The sequence below is a fragment of the Kitasatospora sp. NPDC048715 genome, from assembly GCF_043198905.1.
In the GTDB taxonomy this organism is placed as follows: Bacteria; Actinomycetota; Actinomycetes; order Streptomycetales; family Streptomycetaceae; genus Kitasatospora; species Kitasatospora lactacystinica.
Window position 1 is genome coordinate 124,930 of sequence record NZ_JBICVH010000022.1, and the last position, 23,697, is coordinate 148,626.

Here is a 23,697-nt window from a genome sequence, read left to right on the forward strand (position 1 = left end):
CCCTGCGGCATGACGACCGTACAGGGGGGCACTGTCAGTGCACTGACCCACCCTCCGTCATTCCGGATGCGCGGGGAGTGGCCGGGCTCAGCGGGGCCCGGCCGAGGGGGAATTGGCGGTTCGGCGCGTGGGCGGAGGTCTTGTTACTGGCGAGTCGCTTGCCTATCATCCCGAGTGTTACAGCTTTACTGTCAAACCTGTCGGGAAGGGTTCAGCTGCCAGTGGGTGACGCGAGCGGTGCGCCGGAGGCCGGGGGGCCGCTGGCGGGTGTGCGGGTGGTGGAGCTCGCCGGGATCGGGCCGGGGCCCTTCGCGGCGATGCTGCTGGGGGACCTCGGGGCGGACGTGGTGCGGGTGGACCGGCCGGAGCCCTCTCCGCTCGGCACCGATCCGGCGTACGACCTCAGCAACCGCAACAAGCGCTCGGTGCTGATCGACCTGAAGTCCCCCGAGGGCCCCGGGCGGGTGCTGGACCTGGTCGAGCGGGCGGACCTGCTGATCGAGGGCTACCGGCCCGGTGTCGCGGAGCGCCTCGGCGTCGGGCCGGAGGCGTGCCTGGCGCGCAACCCGGCGCTGGTGTACGGGCGGATGACCGGCTGGGGGCAGCACGGCCCCCGGGCGGCGACCGCCGGGCACGACCTCGGGTACGCGGCGGTCGCCGGGGTGCTCGGGATGGTGGCCGCGCCGGGCGGGGCCGAGGAGGCCCCCGGCATCCCGGCCAACCTGCTGGGCGACTACGCGGGCGGCTCGCTCTACCTGGTCGTCGGCCTGCTCGCCGGTCTGCACCACGCCCGGGCCACCGGCACCGGCCAGGTGGTGGACGCCGCGATCGTGGACGGCGCGGCGCACCTCGGCAGCATGCTGTGGGGCCTGCTGGCGGCCGGTCACTGGCAGGACCGCCGGGGCGTCAACCTGCTGGACGGCGGCGCGCCGTTCTACGCGCTCTACCGGGCGGCCGACGGCGGGCACCTGGCCGTCGGCGCGCTGGAGCCGCGCTTCTACGCCGAGTTCGCCCGGCTGCTGGAGCTGGGCCCGGACGCGCCCGGCCAGTACGACCCGGCCCGCTGGCCCGAGCTGCGGGCCCTGATCGCCGCCCGCTTCGCCACCCGGACCAGGGCCGAGTGGGAGGCCGTCTTCGCGGGCTCGGACGCCTGCGTGGAGCCGGTGCTGACGATGCGTCAGGCCGCCGTGGACGGCCACCTGTCGGCGCGCGGGACGTACGTCGAGGCGGACGGCGTCACCCAGCCCGCCCCGGCCCCGCGCTTCTCCGCGACCCCCGGCGCCCTGCGCCGCCCGCCGGCCCGGCCGGGCGCGGACACCGGCGAGGTGGCCCGCGACTGGGGCGTCCCCTCCCTCGATCCCGACGTCGCCTCCCCGGAACCCGGCGCCCCGCCCCGCGACCCCGGCGCCCCCTCCCCGGAGCCCGGCGCCCCGCCACTCGGCCCCGGCATCCCGTCCCCCAACCCTTCGGCAGAGCAAGGAGAGTAGCGTTGCAGCGCGAGATCTTCACCGAGCAGCACGACGACTTCCGGGCCACCGTGCGGGCCTTCCTGGCCAAGGAGGTGCTGCCGCACTACGACCGCTGGGAGAAGGCCGGCATCGTCGACCGCTCCGCCTGGCTCGCGGCCGGCCGCCAGGGCCTGCTCGGCCTCGCCGTCCCCGAGGAGTACGGCGGCGGCGGAACCCCGGACTTCCGCTACGCCGCGGTGCTGGCCGAGGAGTTCGCCCGGGCCGGCGCCTCCGGCCTGGCGATCGGCCTGCACAACGACATCATCGGCCCGTACCTCACCTCGCTCGCCACCGAGGAGCAGAAGCGCCGCTGGCTGCCCGGCTTCTGCTCGGGCGAGCTGATCACCGCGATCGCGATGACCGAGCCCGGCACCGGATCCGATCTCCAGGGCATCCGCACCCAGGCGGTCGACGAGGGGGGCCACTACCTGCTCAACGGCGCCAAGACCTTCATCTCCAACGGCATCCTCGCCGACCTGGTGATCGTGGTCGCCCGCACCACCCCCGAGGGCGGCGCGCACGGGCTGAGCCTGCTGGCCGTCGAGCGCGGAACGCCCGGCTTCGAGCGCGGCCGCAACCTCGACAAGATCGGCCAGAAGGCCCAGGACACCGCCGAGTTGTTCTTCGAGGACGTCCGGGTGCCGAAGGAGAACCTGATCGGCGAACTCAACGGCGGCTTCGTCCACCTGATGCAGAACCTCGCCCAGGAGCGGCTCACCATCGCCGCCGCGGCGATCGCCGGCGCCGAGTACCTGGTCGAGATCACCACCGACTACGTCAAGCAGCGCGAGGCCTTCGGCCGTCCGCTCGCCAGGCTCCAGCACGTCCGCTTCGAGATCGCCGAACTGGCCACCGAGTGCGCCGTCACCCGGGCCTTCGTGGACCGCTGCATCACCGAGCACAACCGCTGGGCGCTCACCCCAGCGGACGCCTCGATGGCCAAGTGGTGGGCCACCGAGCTGCAGAAGCGCACCGCCGACCGCTGCCTCCAACTGCACGGCGGCTACGGCTACATGAGTGAGTTCCCGGTCGCCCGGGCGTTCACCGACGGCCGCATCCAGACCATCTACGGCGGCACCACCGAGATCATGAAGGAGATCGTCGGCCGTTCCCTCCTCGGCTGACCTTCCCCCCCCGAGCTTTCGGGCGACCCCGCCCACCCCCTGCCCCGAAACCCGCTGAAAGGCGTTCCACCGTGACCACCGAAGCGTACGTCTACGACGCGATCCGCACCCCGCGCGGCCGGGGCAAGGCCTCCGGCTCGCTGCACGGCACCAAGCCGATCGACCTGGTCGTCGGACTGATCCACGAGCTGCGCAACCGCTACCCCGGGCTGGACCCGGCCGCGATCGACGACATCGTGCTCGGCGTGGTCAGCCCGGTCGGCGACCAGGGCTCCGACATCGCCCGGATCGCCGCCATCGCGGCCGGCCTGCCCGACACCGTCGCCGGCGTCCAGGAGAACCGCTTCTGCGCCTCCGGTCTGGAAGCCGTCAACCTGGCCGCCGCCAAGGTCCGTTCCGGCTGGGAGGACCTCGTCCTGGCCGGCGGCGTGGAGTCGATGTCCCGGGTGAAGATGGCCTCCGACGGCGGTGCCTGGTTCGCCGACCCGATGACCGCCTACGAGACCAATTTCGCCCCGCAGGGCATCGGCGCCGACCTCATCGCGACCATCGAGGGCCTCTCCCGCACCGACGTGGACGCCTTCGCCGCCGAGTCCCAGGCCCGCGCCGCCAAGGCCCAGGCGGACGGCCTGTTCGACCGCTCGGTCGTCCCGGTGCGCGACCGCAACGGCCTGGTCGTGCTGGAACGCGACGAGTTCATCCGCCCCGGCACCACCGTCGAGACCCTGGCCGGCCTCAAGCCCTCCTTCGCCGCCATCGGCGAGGCCGGCGGCTTCGACGCCGTCGCCCTCCAGAAGTACCACTGGGTCGAGGCCATCGACCACGTCCACCACGCGGGCAACTCCTCCGGCATCGTGGACGGCGCGGCGCTGGTGGCCATCGGCAACCGCGAGGTCGGCGAACGGTACGGGCTGCGCCCGCGCGCCCGGATCGTCTCCGCGGCCGTCTCCGGCTCCGAGCCGACCATCATGCTCACCGGCCCCGCCCCGGCCACCCACAAGGCGCTCGCCAAGGCCGGGCTCACCGCCGCCGACATCGACCTGGTCGAGATCAACGAGGCCTTCGCCGCGGTCGCGCTCCGCTTCATCCGCGAACTCGGCTTCCGCCACGACCAGGTGAACGTCAACGGCGGCGCGATCGCGCTCGGCCACCCGCTCGGCGCCACCGGCGCGATGCTGCTCGGCACCGTGATCGACGAACTGGAGCGGCGCGACCTGCGCTACGGCCTGATCACCCTCTGCGTGGGCGGCGGCATGGGCATCGCCACCATCGTCGAGCGCATCTGAGCCAGCCCGTCGCCCGCCGCCACCCTTCCCGGGACACGCGGGGCGTGGCACCTCCTCCGCAGACCGGTAGACCTGGAGACCGTGAACCCATGAGCGACACCACCACCATCCGCTGGGAGCAGGACCAGGACGGCGTGGTCACCCTCGTCCTCGACGACCCCGCCCAGTCCGTCAACACCATGAACGAGGCCTTCGCCGCCGACTTCGAGACCGTCGTCGCGCGGCTGGCTGCCCTGGCGTCCTCGGACGCGCTGCGCGGCGTGGTGATCACCTCCGGCAAGAAGACCTTCTTCGCCGGGGGAGACCTGCGGATGCTCTCCGCCGCCCGCCCCGAGGACGCCGCGGCCGTCTTCGAGAAGTCGATGCGGATCAAGCGCTCGCTGCGCACGCTGGAGACCCTCGGCAAGCCGGTCGTCGCCGCCCTCAACGGCAGCGCGCTCGGCGGCGGTCTGGAGATCGCCCTCGCCTGCCACCACCGGATCGCGCTGAACACCCCCGCCGGCCGGATCGGCCTGCCCGAGGTGACCCTCGGCCTGCTGCCGGGCGGCGGCGGCGTGGTCCGTACGGTCCGCCTGTTCGGCATCACCGACGCCCTGCTGAAGTTCCTGCTCCAGGGCCGCCAGTACCGTCCGGCGCAGGCGCTGGAGCACGGACTGGTGCACGAACTGGTCGACACCCCCGAGGAGCTGGCCGCCCGGGCGCGCGCCTGGATCGAGGCCAACCCGAGCGCCGTCCAGCCCTGGGACGTCAAGGGCTACCGGATCCCCGGCGGCACCCCGGCCACCCCGGCCTTCGCCGCCAACCTCCCCGCCTTCCCGGCCAACCTGCGCAAGCAGCTGAACGGCGCGCCCTACCCGGCCCCGCGCAACGTCCTGGCCGCCGCCGTGGAGAGCGCCCAGGTGGACGTCGACACCGCGATGGCCGTCGAGGCCCGCTACTTCACCGAGCTGGTCTGCGGACAGACCAGCAAGAACATGATCCAGGCGCTGTTCTTCGACATGCAGGCGGTCAACTCCGGCGCCGGACGCCCGAAGGACGTCGAGAAGCGGCCGGTCCGCAAGGTCGCGGTGCTCGGCGCCGGGATGATGGGCGCGGGCATCGCCTACGCCTGCGCCAAGGCCGGCATCGACGTCGTGCTCAAGGACGTCAGCGTCGAGGCCGCCGAACGCGGAAAGGCCTACTCCGAGGGGCTGCTGAACAAGGCCGTCGCGCGCGGGCGCTCCACCGAGGCCGGGCGCGACGAGCTCCTGGCCCGGATCACCCCCACCGCCGAGGCCGCCGACCTGGCCGGCTGCGACGCGGTGATCGAGGCCGTCTTCGAGAACACCGAGCTCAAGCACAAGGTGTTCCGGGAGATCGAGGGCGTGGTCGACGCCGACGCGCTGCTCTGCTCCAACACCTCCACCCTGCCGATCGGCGTGCTCGCCGAAGGCGTCGAGCGCCAGGGCGACTTCATCGGGCTGCACTTCTTCTCGCCGGTCGACAAGATGCGGCTGGTCGAGATCATCCGCGGCCCGCGGACCGGGGACGAGGCGCTGGCCCGCGCCTTCGACCTGGTCCGGCAGATCGACCGGACCCCGATCGTGGTCAACGACTCGCGCGGCTTCTTCACCTCGCGGGTGATCGGCCAGTTCCTCAACGAGGGCGTCGCCATGGTCGGCGAGGGCGTCCACCCGTCCAGCATCGAGCAGGCCGCCGCCCAGGCCGGCTACCCCGCCAAGGTGCTCTCCCTGATGGACGAGCTCACCCTCACCCTGCCGCGCAAGATCCGGGACGAGTACCGGCGCTCGGTCGAGGCCGTCGGCGGCACCTGGACGCCGCACCCGGCGGACGCGGTGGTCGACCGGATGGTCGACGAGTTCGGCCGCCCCGGACGCAGCGGCGGCGCGGGCTTCTACGAGTACGGCGAGGACGGCAGGCGCGGGCGGCTCTGGCCGGGGCTGCTGGAGCACTTCCCCGCAGGGGCGGCGGACGTCCCCTTCGAGGACCTCAAGGAGCGGATGCTGTTCAGCGAGGCGCTGGACTCGGTGCGCTGCCTGGAGGAGGGCGTGCTGACCTCGGTCGCCGACGCCAACGTCGGCTCGATCCTCGGCATCGGCTTCCCGGCCTGGACGGGCGGCGTGTTCCAGTACATCAACGGCTACGAGGGCGGCCCGGCCGGCTTCGCGGCCCGCGCCCGCGAACTCGCCGCCGCGTACGGCGAGCGGTTCGCGCCCCCGGCGCTGCTGGAGCGGGTGGCGGCCGAGGGACGGACCTTCACGGACTGACCCGACGCCCTGCTCGGATCCCGGTGGGGCCGTGCGCCGCACGGCCCCACCGGGCCTCCGCCCCTACCCGTACCCCTATGCCTGTACCTGTTCCTGGGCCTGTTCCTGTTCCTGGGCCTGCTCCTGCCCTTGCTCCTGGCGCAGTTCCTCGCCCAGTTCCTCCCGCAGGTACCGCTGGAAGGCCGTGACCAGCGCCTGCGCCACCATCGGCTGGATGTGGTCCGTCAGCGCCCGCATCCGGGCCAGCTCCTGGGGCGCGGGCTCGCTCTCCCGGTACGGCTTCCACACCGTCTCGCGGAACAGCCGCTGCAGCTCCCGGGCCGTCGCCCGGCTGTGCTCCACCACCACCGACCGGGCGGCCAGCAGCGTCTCCAACGGGATCGGCACGTCGAGGATCCGCACGCCCAGCGGCAGCAGTCCGGGATCCACCCGGAACACCTCCGGATCCGCCGTCCGCTCCAGCGCCCCCATCGCGGCGAGCCGCCCGACCTGCTCCTCCGTCAGCCCCCGCCCGGCCCGCCGCTCCAGCTGAGCCCTGGTGGCCTCCTCCGGGGCCTCCGGCGTCCAGGACGCCACCAGCGCACGGTGGATCGCCAGGTCCAGCGGTGAGCTGTCCTGCGGCAACCGCGCCAGGTACCGCTCGATCGCCGCCAGCGTCAGCCCCTGCCGCTGCAACTCCTCGATCAGCTCCAGCCGGTCCAGGTGCGCGGCCCCGTACAGCCCCACCCGCCGCGGCCCCAGCTCCGGCGGCGGCAGCAGCCCCTTCGTCCCGTAGAACCGCACCGTCCGCACCGTCACTCCGGCCCGCGCCGCCAGCTCGTCCACCGTCAGCCGCAACCCGACCCCCACTCCGCCGTGCTCCCCCACCCGCCGCCTCCCGCGCTGGCACACTCCTGCTGTGACAGCAGCAGTGTGACAGTGCCCGTCGCCCCGGGTCCATCGGTGCACCGGCTCAGGAGGACGGCCGGCGTCCGGTGGCGAGGCCGCGGGCGCAGCGGCGGAGCAGGTCGTGGGGGTAGGCGCAGCGGCGGGGCGCGGGGGAGACGAGCAGTCCGACGTCCACCAGCGCCTCGGTGAGCTCGATCGTCTCCGCCTCGGGGCGCTGCCGGCGATCCGCTACGTGATGTCGGTCGTGTCGACCGTGTCGGTCCTGCCGCCGCTCCACAGCGCTGGGCCGACGGACCCCTCCGGCCCGGGCACGCCGCGTGGGGCGCCCGGGCCGGAGGGCTGCCGGTGGGGAGCATCGGTGCGGTGCGGGCTCCGCGCCGCGGGGGTCAGGCGAGGGCGGCGTGGTGGCGGCGGGTGACTTCGGGGTGGGCCCTGGTGTAGCCCTTCCACTCGTTGAGGCCGAAGTCGGCGAAGAGCGGGTTGGCCGGGTCCTCGGTGGCGCCGGGGGCGTGGTGGGCGAGCGGGAAGTCGAGCGGCTCGATGTGGGCGTCGAGGCGGGGGTTGTAGAAGAACGGCACCGAGAAGCGCTCGCGGGCGCCGGGCGGGCTGACCACGCGGTGGCTGGTGGCCTTGAGGTAGCCGTCCGTGGCCACCTCCAGCAGCTCGCCGAGGTTGACGACGAAGGCGCCGTCGAGCGGCGGGACGTCCAGGAAGGTGCCGTCCGCGCGCTCGACCTGGAGGCCGCCGACGGTGTCCTGCAGCAGCAGGGTGATGAAGCCGTAGTCCTTGTGGGTGCCGACGCCCTGACCGGTGCCGTCCGGGGCGCTGCCGGGGTAGCGGACCAGCTTGAGGCGCAGGTGGGGGTGGCCCGCGAAGGCCTCGTCGTAGAAGTCGGGGCGGGCGCCGATCGCGGTGAGCAGCTCGTGCAGCAGGCGGCGGGCGACCCCGCCGAGGTGGTCGATCCAGCCGAGCGCGGCGGTGCGCAGCTCGGGGAGCGCCTCGGGCCACTGGTTGGGCCCCTCCAGCCACCAGTACGGGGGCTCGCCGGTGCCGGGGACGTGCGGGGGCAGCTCGGCGCCGATGTCCAGCTGGTCGCGCCAGTCCTGGCTGCCGCCGGTGCGCTCGTCGCCGGTGCGGGTGTAGCCCCGGTAGTGGGGGGAGTTGAGGTTGCTCACGGCGAGCCGGTCGGCCTCGGGGAGTGCGAAGAAGGCGCGCATGGCCCGGGCGAGTGCGGTGGTCTCGTCCGGGGTGACACCGTGGCCGACGAGCTGGAAGAAGCCGACGCCGGTGGCCGCGTCGCGGAGCTCGTCGTGCAGGCGGCGACGGTCCTCCGGGCTGCCGTCGGCGAGCGACAGGTCGATCACCGGGAGGGCGTCCGCCGGGGCGGAGTCGGTGCCGGTCTCGGATATGGGCGTGTACTGCTGCGTCATGTGTGACATCCGCTGGGTCTCGTCCCGGCTGGTCCCGGTGGTCGACCGGGGACGGCGGGAGCAGCGCCTGGTGCGGCGGGTGCTCGGGGAGCCGGGAGGTGGTGGCGGCCGGGCAGGGGCCGCCGGTGAGGGTGGGTGGCGCGAGGTTCAGCCGGAGCGTCGACAGGACATGGTCGTCACGCGGAGCAGGTCCACGTGGCGGCGGCGAACAAGGATGAGCACCTCACCAGCCTAATTGACCCGTTCTGCAGCAGGCGAGCCCCGTGCGGCGGAGGGCCACTCACCACTTGTCGGTGATCTATCAAGTTGTGCGGGGTCGATGCCGGAGCGCGGGCGATGGCGGCTCCTTTCAGGAGTTGTTGAGGTAGGCCAGGACGGCCAGGACCCGACGGTTGTCGTCATCGGAGGGCTGGAGGTCGAGCCGGACGAAGATCGACGCGGTGTGCTTGGCGACCGCCCGCTCGGTGATCACCAGCTGCTGGGCGATCGCCGCGTTGGACCGGCCCTCCGCCATCAGCGCCAGCACCTGCCGCTCGCGCGGCGAGAGGGTGGAGACCGGGCCGGCCGAGGAGTTGTGGGTGAGCAGTCGGGTGATCACCTCCGGATCCATGACGGTGCCGCCCTGGGCGACCCGCCGGACGGCGTCGATGAACTGGGTGCCGTCCATCACCCGGTCCTTGAGCAGGTAGCCGATCCCGCCGGTGCTGCCGGCGAGCAGCTCGCGCGCGTAGAGCTGCTCCACGAACTGCGACAGCACCAGGACGGGCAGGCCCGGGTGGGCCCGGCGGGCCGCGAGTGCGGCCCGCAGGCCCTCGTCCGTGAAGCCCGGCGGCAAGCGGACGTCGACCACGGCGATGTCGGGGCGGTCCGCGGCCACCGCGGAGAGCAGCTGCTCTCCGTCCTCCACCGCCGCGGTGACCTTCATGCCGTTGGCCTCCAGCAGCCGGGTCAGGCCGTCCCGGAGGAGGAAGAGGTCTTCGGCGATGACAACGCGCACGGGATCTCCAGGTTCACAATGGTCGGCCCGCCGGACGGGCTGCTGATCGCGAGCACCCCGTCGAAGGCGGCCAGTCGGCGTTCGGTTCCGCTGAGGCCGGTTCCCCGGGACGGGTCGGCGCCGCCGCGCCCGTCGTCGGTGACCGATATCCGCAACAGTCCGTCACTGTGCCCTATCTCGATCCACACCTGCGAGGCCCCGGCATGCTTGACCACGTTGGCCAGCAGCTCCGTCACCGCGAAGTAGGCCGCCGACTCCACCGGGGCGGATGCCCGGCCGGGCAGGTCGCCGCTGAAGCCGACCGGCAGCGGCATGTCCAGCGCCGTCGCCCGAACCGCGTCGGCCAGGCCGCGGTCGGCGAGCACCGGGGGGTGGATGCCGCGGACCAGGTCCCGCAGTTCGCCCAGCGCCTTCACCGAGGACAGCCGGGCCTCGGCCAGCAGCGGCCCGAGGGCGTCCGGATCGTCCTTCAGCTGCTCGGCCACGGTCAGCAGCATGCCCAGGGCCACCAGCCGGGCCTGCGCCCCGTCGTGCAGGTCCCGTTCGATCCGGCGCAGCTCGGCCGCGCCGGCGTCGATGGTGTCCGCCCTGGTCCGCGCGAGGTGGCTGACCCGGCGGGCGAGCTCGGCCCGCCGGGAGGGCCCGAGCAGGGCCCGGGCGGCCTTCTCGTGGAAGCGCAGGACCGGTGGGGCGGCCCACAGCACGGCCAACGGGGCGACGGTCAGACCCATCCCGTAGACGACGCCCAGGGCGAAGAACCGGCCGTTCCGGCCGAAGACCTCCAGGGCGACCGGGGTCAGCAGGACGATCGCGGCGGTGAGCAGCACGGCGGCGCCGGTGAGCAGGGTCCAGGCGATGTCCCGCCAGGTCGCCGGGTCGGTGAGCCAGCCGCCGGTGCGCAGCCGTCGCCAGGGCCCGGCCCCGACCGGCCGACGGTACGGCACCGGGATCGGCCGCCCGCTCCACTTCCCGACCGTCCGCCTGCTCTCGGTCGCGACCCAGCGGGCCCCGAACAGCCCGAGCACCAGCAGCGAGGGCGCCAGCCAGAGCGAGCCGGACCGGCCGCCGGGCGCGGCACCCCCGTAGAGGTGCGTCGCCATCAGCGCTATCGTCCCCGGGGCGAACAGCGCGGCGCCGACCGCCCGGCCGCCGCCCCCGGTGGCCCAGCAGAGCGCCCAGAGGGCGACCGGCCCCATCGGCACCAGCAGGATCAGCGGTCCGCCCGGGTGGAGGTCCAGGGGATCGTCCGGTCCGAACAGCGCGGAGGCCAGCAGGACCGGCCCCGCCAGCAGCGCGAGGAAGCCCGTCACGGCCAGCGTCGCCGCGTACCAGGCCCGCACTCCGTCCGCGCACGCCCGGCCGACCCTCAGGGCCAGTTCTTCCAGCACTCCCGCGTTCATGACGCGCCCCCTCTCCCTTCCGCGGCCCCCGTCCGGGGACCTCGGAGCCGCGGGCCCGGAGCGGCGGACCCGAAGCCGTCGCCCCGAAGCCCCGCGGACCCCGGTTCCGATCTTTCGACGGGTCAGTCTGCCCGTCCGGGTCGCCCGGCGCTCTAGGCCTGAACACCCAGTTCGGGGTGTATCTGGATACACCCCGCAGAGGCCGTCCAGACGGCTGTCGGCACCCCGCCGCGGATTCGTAGCGTCATGTCCCGTCAGCCGGCCCGGGGTTCCCGGGGCCGGACCCCGAACAGTGGAGGGCCCGTGAACGCGCCGATCATCCGGATCCGCGGCGTCAGCAAGACGTACGACCGATCCGACGCCGCCCGTCCCGCCCTGGCCGGGCTCGACCTGGAGGTCCGGGCCGGCGAGGCGCTGGCCGTGCTCGGCCGATCGGGCAGCGGCAAGTCCACCCTGCTGAACCTGGTCGCCGGCCTCGACCGCCCGAGCGAGGGCGAGGTGGAGGTGGACGGCGTCGCCGTGCACCGGCTCGGCGAGGCCGCGCTGGCCGAGTACCGGCGGGCGCGGATCGGCATGGTGTTCCAGTTCTTCAACCTGCTGGACGACCTGACCGCGGAGGACAACGTGCTGCTCCCGGCCCAGCTCGCGGGGATGCGGCGGGAGCCGGCCCGGGCCCGGGCCGGGGAACTGCTGGAGCGGCTGGGAGTGGCCCGGCACGCCAAGGCCTTCCCCGGCCGGCTCTCCGGCGGCGAGCGCCAGCGGGTCGCGGTGGCCCGGGCGCTGATGAACCGTCCGCCGCTGCTGCTGGCCGACGAGCCCACCGGAGCGCTGGACACCGCCTCGGCCGCCGACGTCCGCGACCTGCTGCGCGGGCTCAACGCGGAGGGCCAGACGATCCTGCTGGTCACGCACGACACCGCGCTCGCCGACGCCTGTGCCGACCGGACGATCGAACTGCTCGACGGCCGGCTGGTGCGGGACACGGCGGCCGCGCCGGCGCCGGGCGGTGGCCGATGAGCGCGCTCGGCAAGGTGGTGCGCGCCGGGGTCGGCCGCCGGCGGGTGCAGACACTGGTGATGGTGCTCACCACGATGGTGTCCGTGACGGCGTGCATCCTCGCGCTCGGGCTGCTGGTCGCCGCCCAGGGCCCCTACCAGCGCTCCTTCGCGGACCAGCGCGGCGCCCACCTCGGCGTGCTGTACGACGGGGAGAGAGCGAGCCCCGCCCAGCTCGCCGCGACGGCCCACGCGCCCGGCGTGACGGCCACGGCCGGCCCCTACCAGGCGGTGACCGTCCAGCCGCGCTCCGGCCCCGACACCCGGATCCCGCCGGCCGGGAGCCCGCTGCCGCCGATGACGCTGGTCGGCCGTGCCCAGGACGGCCCACTGGACGGCCTGCGGATCACCAAAGGCCGCTGGATCGCGGGCCCCGGTGAGGTGGTGTTCCTGGACGGGCGCTCCCCGCTGGCGGTCGGCGACAGCATGGAGTTCCCGGACCGGCCGGGGCACCCGACGCTCAAGGTCGTCGGCCTGGCGGCCTCGGTCTCCTGGAGCGCGGACGGCTGGGTCGCCCCGGAGCAGGTGGCCGGGCTGGCGGCGCCCGGCACGGCGCCCGCGGTCCAGTACCTCTACCGCTTCGCCCACGCCGACGACGACGCCGAGGTGGCCGCGGACCGCGCCGCGCTGGCCGCCACCGTCCCCGGTGACGCGCTGGCCGCGGTCACCTCATACCGGCCCGCCCGGGAGGAGGCGAACCGGACGGCCTCGACCTTCGTCCCGTTCGTCACGGCCTTCGGGGTGCTCGGGCTGGCCATGTCGGTGCTGATCATCGGTGTCGTGGTCAGCGGCGCCGTCAGTGCCGCCACCCGGCGGATCGGCATCCTCAAGTCCCTGGGCTTCACGCCCGCCCAGGTGGCACGCGCCTACGTCGGCCAGGCGCTGATCCCCGCCGGGCTCGGCACGGCGCTCGGCGTGCTCCTCGGAAACCTGCTCTCCGTACCGGTCCTCGGGCTGGCCCACAAGGCCCTGCGCGGCGGGCTGCTCGGCATCCCGGTCTGGGTGGACGCCGTGGTCGCGGCGGCGGCGCTTGCGGCCGTGGCGGGCACCGCGGTGGTACCGGCCCTGCGGGCCGGGCGGTTGCGGACGGTGGAGGCACTCGCGGTCGGCCGGACGGCTCCCGGCGCCAAGCGGGCGGCCGCCCGCCGCACGGCCGGCGGGGCGGGGGCGGCGGGTCCGCTGTCCCGGGCGCAGGACCTGATCGGCCGGCTGCCGGTACCACGTGCGTTCAGCCTCGGGCTGGCCTCCCCGCTCAACCGGCCGGGCCGCTCGGCGACCACCGGTGCCGCCGTGGTGCTCGGCACGGTCGGGGTCACCCTCTGCGTCGGTCTGACGCTCTCACTGAGCTCCATCCAGGAGGGCCTGGCGGCCGACCGCGCGGGCAAGGTGGTGGTCCAGGTCCCGATCGAGGGCGCCGCGCAGCCCGTCGACCACGTGGACGAGGCGGCCGTGGCCGAGGCCGTCGAGTCCCGGCCGGGCACCCGCGCCTGGTACAGCACCGCCCCGGCCCCGGTCGCCCTGGCCGGGAACACCGGGCGCTCCGAGGTGGTCGCGTTCAGCGGCGACGCCTCCTGGAGCGGCTTCCAACTGGTCTCCGGCCGCTGGTTCCACGGCCCCGGCGAGGTGGTGGTGGCCGCCGCCTACCTGCGGGCCAACGAGGCGAAGGTCGGTGACACCGTCACACTCACCGACCACGGCCGCAGCACCCCGGCGAAGATCACCGGCGAGGTCATGACCACCCACGACGTGGTGTTCACGGACCGGGCCACGCTGGCGCCGCTCGGTGGCGCGATCCACGCCGAGGCGCTCGCCTTCCACGTCGACCTCACCCCGGGCACCGACGCGCAGTCCTACGCCGACGGGCTGGACCAGGCCGTGAAGCCGATGGGCCTGGGCGCCGAACCCGGCGGGGAGGACCTCAACATCGTGGTGCTGGCGATGAACACCCTGGCGGGCGTGCTCACACTGCTGCTCTCCGTGGTGGCGGGGCTCGGGGTGCTCAACACCGTGCTGCTGGACACCAGGGAACGGGTGCACGACCTCGGGGTGCTCAAGGCGCTCGGGATGGCGCCCCGGCAGACGGTCGGCATGGTGCTCACCTCGGTCTGCGGCAGCGGGCTGGCGGCCGGATTGATCGGAGTCCCGATCGGTGTCCTGGTGCACCACCAGGTGATGCCCGCGATGGCCAGGGCCGCCGGAATCGGGGTGCCGGACGCCGACCTCGCCGTGTTCGCCCCGCCGGTGGCGGGGCCGCTGATACTCGGCGGCCTGGTGCTGGCCCTGCTCGGCGCCGCCCTCCCGGCCACCTGGGCGGCCCGCACCCGGACGGTCACGGCGCTGCGCACGGAGTGACAAGGAGAAAGGACCAGGAGCGGAGCCACCCGGCGTCCGGCCCGGTCCGGGAGCCCCCCGTAAGGCTCCCGGACCGGACCGGGTTGGGCCAGGCCGGGTCGGTCCGGCCCGACCCGGCTCAGGACAGCCGCGCCGCCGCGTACGCCTCCATGGCGGCACGCTGGTACGCGGCCAGGCCCGGGGCGATGGCCTCGTACGCGGCGCTCCACTGCTCGTTCTCGGTACAGGAACGGGCGATCGCCAGGTACTCCTCGGCCGGAACCGAACGGATGGTGCGGAGCTGCTGGTACTCCTCGTCGATCGTGCTCTGCACGGGCTCGGCGTCGGCCGGGTGGCCGGCCGCCAGCAGCTCCGCCAGGTGGATCATGCGGGCGGTCCGCTCGCGCTGTCCGGCCTCGATCTCGGCCGGAGACATCGCGGCGGTCGCGCGCCGAGCCGCCTCGGCGTGCTCGGGGAAGTCGCGCAGGCTCGCGTCGACGTCGTCGGGCTGGATGCCCTCGAACAGGTTCTCGGGGCGGTTGATGGTCATGGGCGTGCCGTCCTTCCGGGAGCGTTCCAGGTCGGCGATCGTGCGGGAAACAGTGGTGGCCAGGGCGTCGAGCCGGTCGCGCTCGGCGACCAGCCGGCGGCGGTGGCCCCGCAGGGCCTCCAGCTCGTCCACCTGATCGCCCAGGATCCGGGCGATCTCGGTCAGCCCCACGCCCAGTGCCCGCAGTACCAGGATCTGTTGCAGCTGGAGCAACTGCCGTTCCTCGTAGTAGCGGTGGCCGTTGGAGCCGATCCAGGCCGGAGGCAGCAGTCCGATCTCGTCGTAGTGCCGCAGCGTCCTGGCGGTCACGCCGGACATCCGGGCCACATCGGCGATGGGCCAGGCCATGGCCGCCTCCCTCGTTCTCCACGTCCCCACGTTCGCGTGGACCGGGGCCGGTTCTCCGGCCCTGGTCACGACGGTAGAAGCTGCCGCTGCGGCAGCTTCAAGCCCGAGACTCCCGCCGGTTTGCCCGCTGCCGCACACCGCCGCACACCGCTGCACACCGCCGCATACCGCCGCACACCGCCGTACACCGCCGCACACCGCCGTGCGCCGCCTGTGCCTCTCTGCCTCGTCTGCCTCTATGCCTCGCCGGGCCACGCCTCGCCGAACCAGTCCAGGGACTGCCCGTGCGGCCCGGTGAAGGCCACCGGCCGCTCGTCCAGCGCGAGCGCGAACAGTCCGGAGCCGGCCGGGGCCGGGCGGGGGAGGCGTCGGGCGACGGTCGGCAGCACGGAAACCGCCTCGTTGGAGATCCAGTGCCCGGGCAGCTCGCGCATCGTCGCCGCGAACTCCTCCCGCTCCTCCGGCGACAGGTACGCGAGCACCGCGCTGTGGAACACCACCGGCGTCGACCCCGCCGGGGCCCGAGCCACCAACTCACCCACCGTCGCGTTGAGATCGCCGCGCACCAGCAGCGGCGGTTCGGTCCGGGCGACCCGGACGGCGCCGCGCAGCCGGTCCAGCCGGTGGGTCTGCTCGGGCCAGACCAGCGACTCCAGCCAGCGCACGTCCTCCTCGGCCCGCACATCCAGCGGATTGAGGTCGATCCCGGCCCGCCACACCACCTCGGGCAGCCGCTCCCACAGGGATCCGGGGAGCGGTACCGGACCGCTCACCGCGCAGTCCAGCGTCACCGGGCTCGCCTCGGCGCCGAACTCGGCGACCGGGGTACCGGCCCGGCTGCCGCTGCCGCTGCCGCTGCCGCTCCCGCTCCCGCTCCGGTTCCCGCTCCCGCCCCCACTCCTGCGCCCGTCTCCGGCCACGTACCGGTACCGATACCGGTCCGGGTACAGGCAGAGTCCGGCCGAGGCGCCGACCTCGATCAGGGCGAGCGGCTGCGGCAGCGCGGCCAGCAGCGGCAGCAGGGTGGCGCAGCGGCCCGCCTCGTTGGTCTGCGTCCGCCGCTCCAGCATCGTCGCCGAGACCCCGGCCCAGTGCTCCGCCACCCAGCCGTGGAAGGCCGGCCAGCCCTCCGTCACCGGCCCGCCCAGGTGCCGGACCGCGCCGAACAACAGGTTCGGCTGCCGCTTCGCGATGGGCAGCCCGTCCAGCAGCGCACACAACTGCCGGTCCTCGGCGACGCGTTCGGCCAGCTCCTGGTAGATCGGCGAGTTGCCGTGCGCCTCCCTCTCCGCGAACGCGCGGTAGAGCTCCCCCGTATCGCTGCGCATCCCTCGCAGCTCCCTTCGACGCCTTCTCAAGTGATCGAATCGGCTCAGCCTACGCCCGGCCGGTCACCCCTCCCGCAGCGTGTCGACCGGCCCGCCACCCCTCCCGCAGCGCGTCGACCGGTCCGCCACCCCTCCCGCCGCCCGCCACCCCTCCCGCCGCCCGCAGCGCGTCGACCGGCGGGCCGGTGCGCCAGCGCGTCCCCGGGCGCCCCGGCCACCGCCCGTCACCGGAGCCCGTCCGGGCGAAGCGCTCAGCCGAGCAGGCCGCCCATGTGCCCGTCCTCGGCGAGCAGTCGCCAGGAGCAGCCGGGCGAGGCGAACGCCTCCGGGTCGACGGTCTCCACCAGTCGGTCCACCACCGCGCTCAGCAGCGCCTGCGGATCGAACACCGCCCAGGTGTCCCGGGCCCGGCCGTAGTCCCAGCGGTCCCACTCGGCGCGCAGCCGCTCGTAGGTCCAGAGGGCGTAGAGCAGGGCGGACAGGTCGCGGTTCAGGTAGGCCTCGGGGTGGCCGTCGTCGTACCAGTCCGGCAGCTCCAGCCGGCCGGTGGCGCCGTCCAGGGCGATCGTGAGGTCGGTCGGCCAGTCCCCGAGGGCGAGGAAGTCCCGCTGGTACGGCCGTTCCTCCTCGCCGTCGAAGTACTCCGGGTACGCCTCGCCCATGGTGACCAGCGGTTCCTCGCACACCCCGAACATCGCCCCGCCCAGCGGCAGGCCGACCTCGGTCAGCAGCCGCCGGGTCGGCTCGTGCACGAGAGCTGCGGGCAGTTCCTCGGGCCGGAACCGGTGCACCCGGCCGGGGCCGCCGTCCTGGTCCGTCAGCGCCGCCAGCTCCGCCACCAGCTCCGGGGCCGTCTCGTACGCGGGCCCGCCCGGCCCGCCCGGCAGCGCGCCCCAGCCCAACGCCCCCACCAGCAGCGCGGTGCCCCAGTGCGGGGGCGGCGCGGACCCGTCGTCGAACAGCCCGGGATCGATCTCCCGCATCCGCCGCTCGGCCCCCGCCAGCACCTCGGCCACCACGGTGGGCCCGCGCCGCCCGTCCAGCGCCTCCGGCCGCCGGGCCCCCTCGGCCACCGCGTCCACCTCGCGCACCAGGCCCGCCAGCGCGGCCACGCCGGAGGCCAGCAGGTCGCGCCGCGGGCCACCGTTGTCCAGGAACACCTCGCCGGTCACCCCGTCCAGCAGCACCAGGCTCCCGCCGGCGGCGAACGGCGTGCAGTACTCCGTCTCCCCGAGGACGAACAGCCGCTCGGCCTCCGCCGGGAACGCCGTCAGCTCCCCGTCCCCGAGCGCCTCGAAGTCCAGGAACGCCCCGGTCGCCGGAAGCCCCTCCCGCACCAGGAACTCCCGACTCCCCTCGTGCACCACCTCACCCGGCAGCTCCGCCGCCCGCACAAATCCCACGTGCCCCAACCCTTTCCCTGCCTGCCCCGTGACCCACAGACCCTAGCGGCCCGGCCCGACAACACCGAGGACTCCCGAGCGGGGGAGGGGTGCGGCGGCGGGTCGGTGTGAGCGGCCGGCCGGGGGCGGGGTGGTTCGGGTTGGTCGCCCGGGGCGCTCGCCGTGCGGGGGCGGAGGGGAGCGCGCCCGGGCGGCTCACGGCAGCGCGGCCCGGTCGACGTTCCAGTGCTCGGGCAGGTCCGCGTCGCAGAAGACGCAGGCGTAGTGCTCCTCGCGGACGAGGTTGCAGCGGGCGCACCGGGGGCAGCGGCGGAAGACCACCGCGTGGGTGAAGGCGTCGGGGTGCGGCAGTCGGAGGCGGGCGAGGGCGGCGGCGACGGCGGGCCAGGACGTGGTGTCGGGGCAGTAGCCGGTGGAGTGGTTGCTGACCGTCTCGACCTCCCATCCGTCCGGTGACCGCCGGAACCCGATCTCCCCGGCGCTCAGCACCAACTTCCCGCCCGCACAGTCCACATGCTCGCTGCGGCGCGGAGCGAGCCGCAGCGCGCCGCCGAGGTCGACCACGAAGGTGAACGGTTCCGCGAGTTCCTCCGCCGACCGCCCCTCCACCCAGGCGGCGAACTCGCCTTCCGTCCGCACCAGTTGACCGCCACCGCCACCGCCACCGCCACCGCCGGTGCCGTCACCCGCCGCCCACAACTCCGGCGGCCCCACGTACCGGTACGCCCTCCCGAAGCCGTCCGCCATCTCCGCCTCGATTCCGCGCCCGGCCAGCCGGGCCCGCCAGTACGCCATTTCGACGGCTGTCCCGTTGAGGCCGAAGTCCCGCAGCTCGTCGAGGAGTTCCCGCGCCTGCCGGAGTGTGGTGTCCGCTCCTTCGCGGAGCGTCCGCAGTGCGGCCACCGGGTCGGTGAGCGGCCCGGTGAGCCGGAGCCGGGCCGGTCCGTGGGTGGTCAGCAGCGTCTCGCGGACGTCCTGGGGTGCGGCCTCCGGGCCCGCGTCCTCGCAGCAGGCGGCGCCGCACTGCGGGCAGAAACGCTCGGCGTCCCACCACAACTCCCGTCCGTGCAGGAGGAACTGTCCGAAGCTCCGGACCGCGTCGCCGCCGCAGTCCGCGCACCGGACGGTCACCCTCGCGCCCTGCTCCGTACCCGTCACGCCGGAGGTCCCCATGCCCGACACCCTAGGGAGCCGCTTCGCTGCCGCTCCACCCGGCCCGTAGAGTGCGGGGATGAAGCGCTACCTGCTGACCGGCACCCCGGGGGCCGGGAAGACGGCGATCCTGCGGTGGCTGGAGTGGGCGGGCCATCCGGTGGTCGAGGAGGCCGCGACGGACGTCATCGCGCTGCGGCAGGCCCAGGGCGAGCCGGAGCCGTGGACGGACCCGTCGTTCGTGGACGCGGTGGTCGACCTGCAGCGGCGGCGGCAGGAGGAGGCCGTCGGCCGGCCGGGGGAGGTGCGGTTCTTCGACCGCTCGCCGGTGTGCACGTACGCCCTGGCGGTGTACCTCGGCCATCCGGTGACCCGGGCCCTCACCCGGGAGCTCGACCGCATCCGGGAGGCGGGGGTGTACGAGCGGCGGGTGTTCTTCGTGGAGAGCCCGGGCTTCGTCGCCCCGTCCGAGGCCCGGCGCATCTCGTACGAGGAGTCGCTGCGGTTCGAGCGGATCCACCGGGAGGCCTATGCCGGGTTCGGGTACGTGTGCGTCCCGATCGCCCCGGGGCCCCTCGCCGACCGGGCGGCGGCCGTGGTGCGGCACGTCGGCGCGGACGCGGCCCCGCACGAGAGCTGACGGCCCCGGCCCCCTCCGGCCCTCCGGTCCCCTCGGTCCCTCCGACTTTCCGTCCCCTCCAGCTCTCCAACCCCTCCGGCTCAGGCCAGGCCGCCGGCCTGCCGGGCCGCCTGCTCCACGCGGTCGTGGTGGGCCCGCCACCAGTCGGCGTCGCCGGGGGCGGTGTTGGCGCCGTCGGAGCGCTGGCCGGTGGCGCCGTCCACGAGTTCGCGGACCAGGTCGGCGTGTCCGACGTGGCGGTGGGTCTCGGCGATCATGTGGACGAGTACCCGGTGCAGGGTCTGTTCGTGTCCGGCGCCGAACGGGACCTTGCCGACGGCGTCCAGCGGCAGGGCCTCGATGGTGGCGTCGGAGTGTGCCCAGACCCGCCGGTAGCGCCCGGTGATCTCCTCGGTGCTCTCGTCCGCCCGCGCCCACAGGTCGCCGTTCGGCTCGGTCCCGCCGGTGATCCACACGGGGGCCGGTTCGGGGAAGGGGCGGCCGAAGGTGTCGCCGAAGTACAGGGCCTCGGCGCCGGTGACGTGCTTGACCAGGCCCAGCAGGTTGGTTCCGGTGGGGGTGAGCGGGCGGCGCAGGTCGTACTCGGAGAGGCCTTCGAGCTTCCAGAGCAGGGCGTCGCGGGCGTCCTGGATGTAGATCCGAAGGTCGGTCTTGTCATCTGTCACGGTCATGGGATCAGTCTGCTGATCACGGAATGCCTGTCCATCGATTTCCCGCCCCGCGAACTTCTGGCCAGGAGTCAACTCGTGTCAGGATCAACTCCGTTCGCCCGAGACCGGATCCCTGGTCGAACCCCCGGCTACCCCCGGCCGCCCCGGCCGGATTTCCCGGCCGCCCCCGGCCGGACCCCTGGAGGAGCAGCCATGACGGACGACCCCTGGTCCTGGGACGAGACGCTGTTCGCCGGAACGGCCGCCCACTACACCCGCGGCAGGCTCCCGTACGCCCCCGGACTGGCGGAGGCGCTGGCCGAGGCGCTGGGGCTCGACGGGCGGGGGCGGCTGCTCGACGTGGGGTGCGGGCCGGGCACGCTGGCGCTGGGCCTGGCGCACCTGTTCGGCGAGGTCGTCGGAGTGGACCCGGACGCCGGGATGATCGCCGAGGCGCGCCGGGCCGGCGCCGCGGAACCCAAGGCCACCTGGGTGCGGGCCCGGGCCGAGGAACTGCCGTCGGGCCTCGGCACCTTCACACTGGCGACCTTCGGCCAGTCCTTCCACTGGATGGACCGCGACCTGGTGGCGGCGACCGTACGGCGCGTGCTGCGGCCCGGCGGCGCCCTGGCGCACGTCTCGGACCTGAAGGGCGAACCGCGGCCCACCGAGGGGCTGCCGCACCCGCCGGTCCCGTACGCCGCGATCGGCGAGCTGGTCCGGCACTACCTCGGCCCGGTCCGCCGCGCCGGGCAGGGACTGCTGCCGCACGGCACGCCGGGCGACGAGGCCGCCGTCCTCGGCCGGGCGGGCTTCACCGGCCCGCAGCGGATCGTCGTCCCGGGCGGGCGACCGCTGGAGCGCACGGCCGACGAGGCGGTCGCGGGCGTCTTCGCGCTCTCCTCCTCGGCCCCGCACCTCTTCGCGGAGCGCCGCCCGGCCTTCGAGTCGGACCTCCGCGGCCTCCTCGCCCGGACCTCGCCGCCGGGGCTCTTCTCGGAGCGGCAGCCGAGCAGCGAGGTGTTCATCTGGCGCACCGCAGAGGAGCGTTGACGGTCCGGGACGGGACACAGGACACAGGACACAGGACACGGGACACCGGACAGGAGGGCCGCCCCCGCCCCGACCCCGTCGACGCTCTCGCCGCCGACGCAGGGGAGCGGAGCAGCCGGGGAGCGGTCAGCGGACGACGTCGAAGACCTGCTTCTGCAGGCCGTTCCCGTACACCTCGTGCTCGACCAGCTTCAGCTTCTGGGTGTCCTTGTCCGTCGTGCTGAACAGGCGCTTGCCGGCGCCGAGCAGCAGCGGGAAGACGAGCAGGTGGTAGCGGTCGATCAGACCGGCGTCCGAGAGGGCGCGGTTCAGGGCGGCGCTGCCGTGGACGATGATCGGGCCGCCCTCGGTCTCCTTCAGCGCGGCGACCTCGTCGAGCGAGCGCAGGATGGTGGTCCCGCCCCAGTTCGGCACCAGGTCGTCCTCGGTGAGGGTGGTGGAGACGACGTACTTCGGCAGCGTCTTGTAGCGGGCGAACTCCGGCATGTCCGGCCACACCGGGCTGAACGCCTGGTAGCTGACCCGGCCGAGCAGCATCGCGGTGGCCTCCTCCTGCTCCCGCCCCTTGATCTCGAACGCCTCGGGGAGGAACTCGATGTCCTTGAAGGTCCAGCCGGAGTTGCGGTAGCCGGGCTCGCCGCCGGGGCCCTCGACGACGCCGTCGAGCGAGATGAAAGCGGTGCTGATCAGGGTGCGCATGGGTGGTTCCTCGGTTCTCGTGCGGATCTGGAGCGGTCGGGCCGGTCAGGCCGGTCAGGCCGGTCGGGGCTGTCGGATCGACGGGCCGGTCGGGGAGGTCCGAACGGCAGGAAGGAGCAGGTCAGCCGAGGACCCCGGACAGCCACTGCTGCCAGGCGGCCTCGGACCCGTCCGGAGCCGGGCCGAAGAGGTGGTGGAACATCAGCACCAGGCCGGAGCCGTGGTGGAAGGTGTAGAGCCCGTCGGCGGTGCGGACCTCGAAGCGTTCGTCGTCCGCCCAGGCCACCTCGCCGTCCAGCGGGGGCAGGCCCGCCGGTTCGCCGTGGACCCGCGTGCCCGCGGTGACCGGGAGCGGAAGCGACAGGGCGTGGGCGAGGAGGGCCCGGACCTCCGGTTCCGGCCGGCCGGCCGACGGCGCGGCGGCGAAGACGGGGACGGCGGTGCGCCCGGGGAAGTGGGTGAGGTACTCGCGCAGCGTGTGGAGGTGGAAGGGCCAGCCGCGGCGCAGCGCGTCGTACTCGTCCTGCCAGTCGTCGCCGAGCAGGCCGCTGTGGACGACGCGGAGCACGGTGGCACCGCCGTCCCGGCCCTCGATCAGGTACTCGAAGGCCATGAACCGGCCGTCCTCGCCGGCGGCCGTACGGGTGGCCAGGCGCTTGCCGGGCTCGTAGGCGGTGACGACCGCCTCCGCGCGGTGGCCCCCGGTCTCCATGACGGCGGTGCCGCCCTCGCGCGGGTCCAGTTCGTTGCGGCCCATGAACCAGGAGTCGAGTCCCGGTCCGGTGGCGATCGCCTCCCAGACCTGTTCCGGGCTCGCCGGGAGGGAGGTCTCCAGCTCGATCTCGAACGGGTGGGTCATCGTGGGTTCTCCTGGTTCGGTGCGGTGCCGGCGCCTTCTGCCGCGCTGCCGGCGGCGTCGGTCTCCGGCCCGGTCCCGGCCGGTCCGGTCCCGGCCGGTTCGGCCCCGGCTCCGGTCGCCCCCGCCTCCGCCCCGGGTTGTGCGGAGGGGATCTGGTGGAGTCCGACCACCACCCGGTGGCTGCGGCCCCCGGGGGCGGACTCGTCGTGGTAGCGGCTGACGAGGGCGGCCACGGACTGGGCCAACTCCTCGGCGAAGGCGGCCCGGTCGGCCGCGGAGGCGAACCGCACCTGCGCGTCGATGCCGAAGGTGGCGACCCGCCGCCGGGCCCGGGAGGCGCCGGTCAGCAGGGACCCGACCTCCTGCACCAGCCGGGAGCCGAGCGCCAGCAGCCAGCGGGCGGAGAGCTGGTCGGGGGAGCGGGCGGGGTCCGGGCTCACGGCGGCCAGGACGTTGGGGGAGATCACGTAGGAGGCCGCGGTGGCGCGGTACACCCGTTCGGTGACGTTGCCCTTGCGACGCTCCTCGGCGAGTTCGACGAGGCCGTGCCGCTCCAGTTCCTTCAGGTGGTAGTTGACCTTCTGCCGGGGCAGCCCCAGCCGGGCGGCCAGCATGGCGGCCGAGCCGGGCTCGGTCAGGGCGGCGAGGAGGCGTGACCGCATGGGGTCCAGCGAGGCCTCGGCCGCGGCGGGTTCTTCGATCACGGCGACTTCCAGCACCGTTCCAGCA

20 protein-coding genes are annotated in these 23,697 nt (G+C 74.3%); 8 read left to right on the plus strand and 12 right to left on the minus strand.

Annotation, left to right across the window (positions count from 1 at the left end; genetic code table 11):
* Positions 1-269: 269 nt before the first annotated feature.
* From ACGFSC_RS35325 to ACGFSC_RS35340, 4 genes are all read left to right on the plus strand, one after another.
* The gene (locus ACGFSC_RS35325; RefSeq protein WP_392864540.1) at positions 270-1,487 is read left to right on the plus strand and encodes a CoA transferase; all 1,218 of its coding nucleotides are present in this window, start codon (positions 270-272) and stop codon (positions 1,485-1,487) included.
* Positions 1,488-1,489: 2 nt separating this feature from the next.
* On the plus strand, positions 1,490-2,632 hold the full coding sequence (locus tag ACGFSC_RS35330) for an acyl-CoA dehydrogenase family protein (protein WP_359900088.1): 1,143 nt from the start codon (positions 1,490-1,492) through the stop codon (positions 2,630-2,632).
* A gap of 71 nt (positions 2,633-2,703) precedes the next feature.
* Positions 2,704-3,918, plus strand: coding sequence for an acetyl-CoA C-acetyltransferase (locus tag ACGFSC_RS35335; protein WP_359900090.1), 1,215 nt, complete (start codon positions 2,704-2,706; stop codon positions 3,916-3,918).
* An 89-nt stretch (positions 3,919-4,007) separates the two neighbouring features.
* Positions 4,008-6,185, plus strand: a complete 2,178-nt coding sequence (locus ACGFSC_RS35340; RefSeq protein ID WP_359900092.1) for a 3-hydroxyacyl-CoA dehydrogenase NAD-binding domain-containing protein — start codon at positions 4,008-4,010, stop codon at positions 6,183-6,185.
* Between the two features lie 75 nt (positions 6,186-6,260).
* Here ACGFSC_RS35340 and ACGFSC_RS35345 read toward each other — a convergent pair whose 3' ends face one another.
* The 4 genes from ACGFSC_RS35345 to ACGFSC_RS35360 form a co-directional block, all read right to left on the minus strand.
* Complete coding sequence (locus tag ACGFSC_RS35345; RefSeq protein ID WP_359900094.1) at positions 6,261-7,034, minus strand: MerR family transcriptional regulator; 774 nt, start codon at positions 7,032-7,034, stop codon at positions 6,261-6,263.
* A gap of 425 nt (positions 7,035-7,459) precedes the next feature.
* Positions 7,460-8,503: a 2-oxoglutarate and iron-dependent oxygenase domain-containing protein gene (locus tag ACGFSC_RS35350; RefSeq protein WP_359900096.1), complete on the minus strand. Its 1,044-nt coding sequence runs from the start codon at positions 8,501-8,503 to the stop codon at positions 7,460-7,462.
* A 349-nt stretch (positions 8,504-8,852) separates the two neighbouring features.
* Complete coding sequence (locus ACGFSC_RS35355) at positions 8,853-9,500, minus strand: response regulator transcription factor (RefSeq protein WP_359900097.1); 648 nt, start codon at positions 9,498-9,500, stop codon at positions 8,853-8,855.
* On the minus strand, positions 9,452-10,900 hold the full coding sequence (locus ACGFSC_RS35360) for a histidine kinase (RefSeq protein WP_359900099.1): 1,449 nt from the start codon (positions 10,898-10,900) through the stop codon (positions 9,452-9,454). The genes ACGFSC_RS35355 and ACGFSC_RS35360 overlap by 49 nt, the downstream gene beginning before the upstream one ends.
* Positions 10,901-11,203: 303 nt before the next feature.
* On the opposite strand from ACGFSC_RS35360, the gene ACGFSC_RS35365 reads away from it, so the two are divergent.
* Both ACGFSC_RS35365 and ACGFSC_RS35370 read left to right on the plus strand, forming a co-directional pair.
* Positions 11,204-11,917, plus strand: a complete 714-nt coding sequence (locus ACGFSC_RS35365) for an ABC transporter ATP-binding protein (protein ID WP_359900101.1) — start codon at positions 11,204-11,206, stop codon at positions 11,915-11,917.
* Entirely contained in the window at positions 11,914-14,307 is a 2,394-nt protein-coding gene (locus ACGFSC_RS35370; RefSeq protein ID WP_359900102.1) for an FtsX-like permease family protein, read from the plus strand. Before ACGFSC_RS35365 ends, ACGFSC_RS35370 begins: the two co-directional genes overlap by 4 nt.
* A 118-nt stretch (positions 14,308-14,425) precedes the next feature.
* Here ACGFSC_RS35370 and ACGFSC_RS35375 read toward each other — a convergent pair whose 3' ends face one another.
* The 4 genes from ACGFSC_RS35375 to ACGFSC_RS35390 form a co-directional block, all read right to left on the minus strand.
* Complete coding sequence (locus tag ACGFSC_RS35375; protein ID WP_359900104.1) at positions 14,426-15,184, minus strand: MerR family transcriptional regulator; 759 nt, start codon at positions 15,182-15,184, stop codon at positions 14,426-14,428.
* Between the two features lie 236 nt (positions 15,185-15,420).
* Positions 15,421-16,512 carry a DUF2332 domain-containing protein gene (locus ACGFSC_RS35380; RefSeq protein WP_359900106.1) on the minus strand — a complete coding sequence of 364 codons (1,092 nt, stop codon included), beginning with the start codon at positions 16,510-16,512 and terminating at the stop codon, positions 15,421-15,423.
* A gap of 251 nt (positions 16,513-16,763) precedes the next feature.
* On the minus strand, positions 16,764-17,915 hold the full coding sequence (locus ACGFSC_RS35385) for an SUKH-4 family immunity protein (protein ID WP_359900108.1): 1,152 nt from the start codon (positions 17,913-17,915) through the stop codon (positions 16,764-16,766).
* 195 nt (positions 17,916-18,110) lie between these two features.
* Positions 18,111-19,088, minus strand: coding sequence for a hypothetical protein (locus tag ACGFSC_RS35390; RefSeq protein ID WP_359900110.1), 978 nt, complete (start codon positions 19,086-19,088; stop codon positions 18,111-18,113).
* Between the two features lie 58 nt (positions 19,089-19,146).
* Here ACGFSC_RS35390 and ACGFSC_RS35395 point away from each other — a divergent pair, with 58 nt between their 5' ends.
* Positions 19,147-19,707: an AAA family ATPase gene (locus ACGFSC_RS35395; protein WP_359900112.1), complete on the plus strand. Its 561-nt coding sequence runs from the start codon at positions 19,147-19,149 to the stop codon at positions 19,705-19,707.
* 80 nt (positions 19,708-19,787) lie between these two features.
* Here the strand turns inward: ACGFSC_RS35395 and ACGFSC_RS35400 are convergent, their stop codons facing one another.
* On the minus strand, positions 19,788-20,378 hold the full coding sequence (locus tag ACGFSC_RS35400; RefSeq protein WP_359900114.1) for a DinB family protein: 591 nt from the start codon (positions 20,376-20,378) through the stop codon (positions 19,788-19,790).
* Between the two features lie 192 nt (positions 20,379-20,570).
* Here ACGFSC_RS35400 and ACGFSC_RS35405 point away from each other — a divergent pair, with 192 nt between their 5' ends.
* Positions 20,571-21,410 (plus strand): class I SAM-dependent methyltransferase, encoded by an 840-nt coding sequence (locus ACGFSC_RS35405; RefSeq protein ID WP_359900116.1) that lies wholly within the window; start codon positions 20,571-20,573, stop codon positions 21,408-21,410.
* 126 nt (positions 21,411-21,536) lie between these two features.
* On the opposite strand, the gene ACGFSC_RS35410 is transcribed toward ACGFSC_RS35405, so the two are convergent.
* The 3 genes from ACGFSC_RS35410 to ACGFSC_RS35420 form a co-directional block, all read right to left on the minus strand.
* A complete protein-coding gene (locus ACGFSC_RS35410) occupies positions 21,537-22,109 on the minus strand; it encodes a dihydrofolate reductase family protein (RefSeq protein ID WP_359900117.1) in 573 nt (190 codons plus the stop codon).
* Positions 22,110-22,230: 121 nt separating this feature from the next.
* Positions 22,231-22,968 carry an SRPBCC domain-containing protein gene (locus tag ACGFSC_RS35415; RefSeq protein ID WP_359900119.1) on the minus strand — a complete coding sequence of 246 codons (738 nt, stop codon included), beginning with the start codon at positions 22,966-22,968 and terminating at the stop codon, positions 22,231-22,233.
* Entirely contained in the window at positions 22,965-23,687 is a 723-nt protein-coding gene (locus ACGFSC_RS35420; RefSeq protein ID WP_359900121.1) for a helix-turn-helix domain-containing protein, read from the minus strand. Before ACGFSC_RS35420 ends, ACGFSC_RS35415 begins: the two co-directional genes overlap by 4 nt.
* Positions 23,688-23,697: the final 10 nt, after the last annotated feature.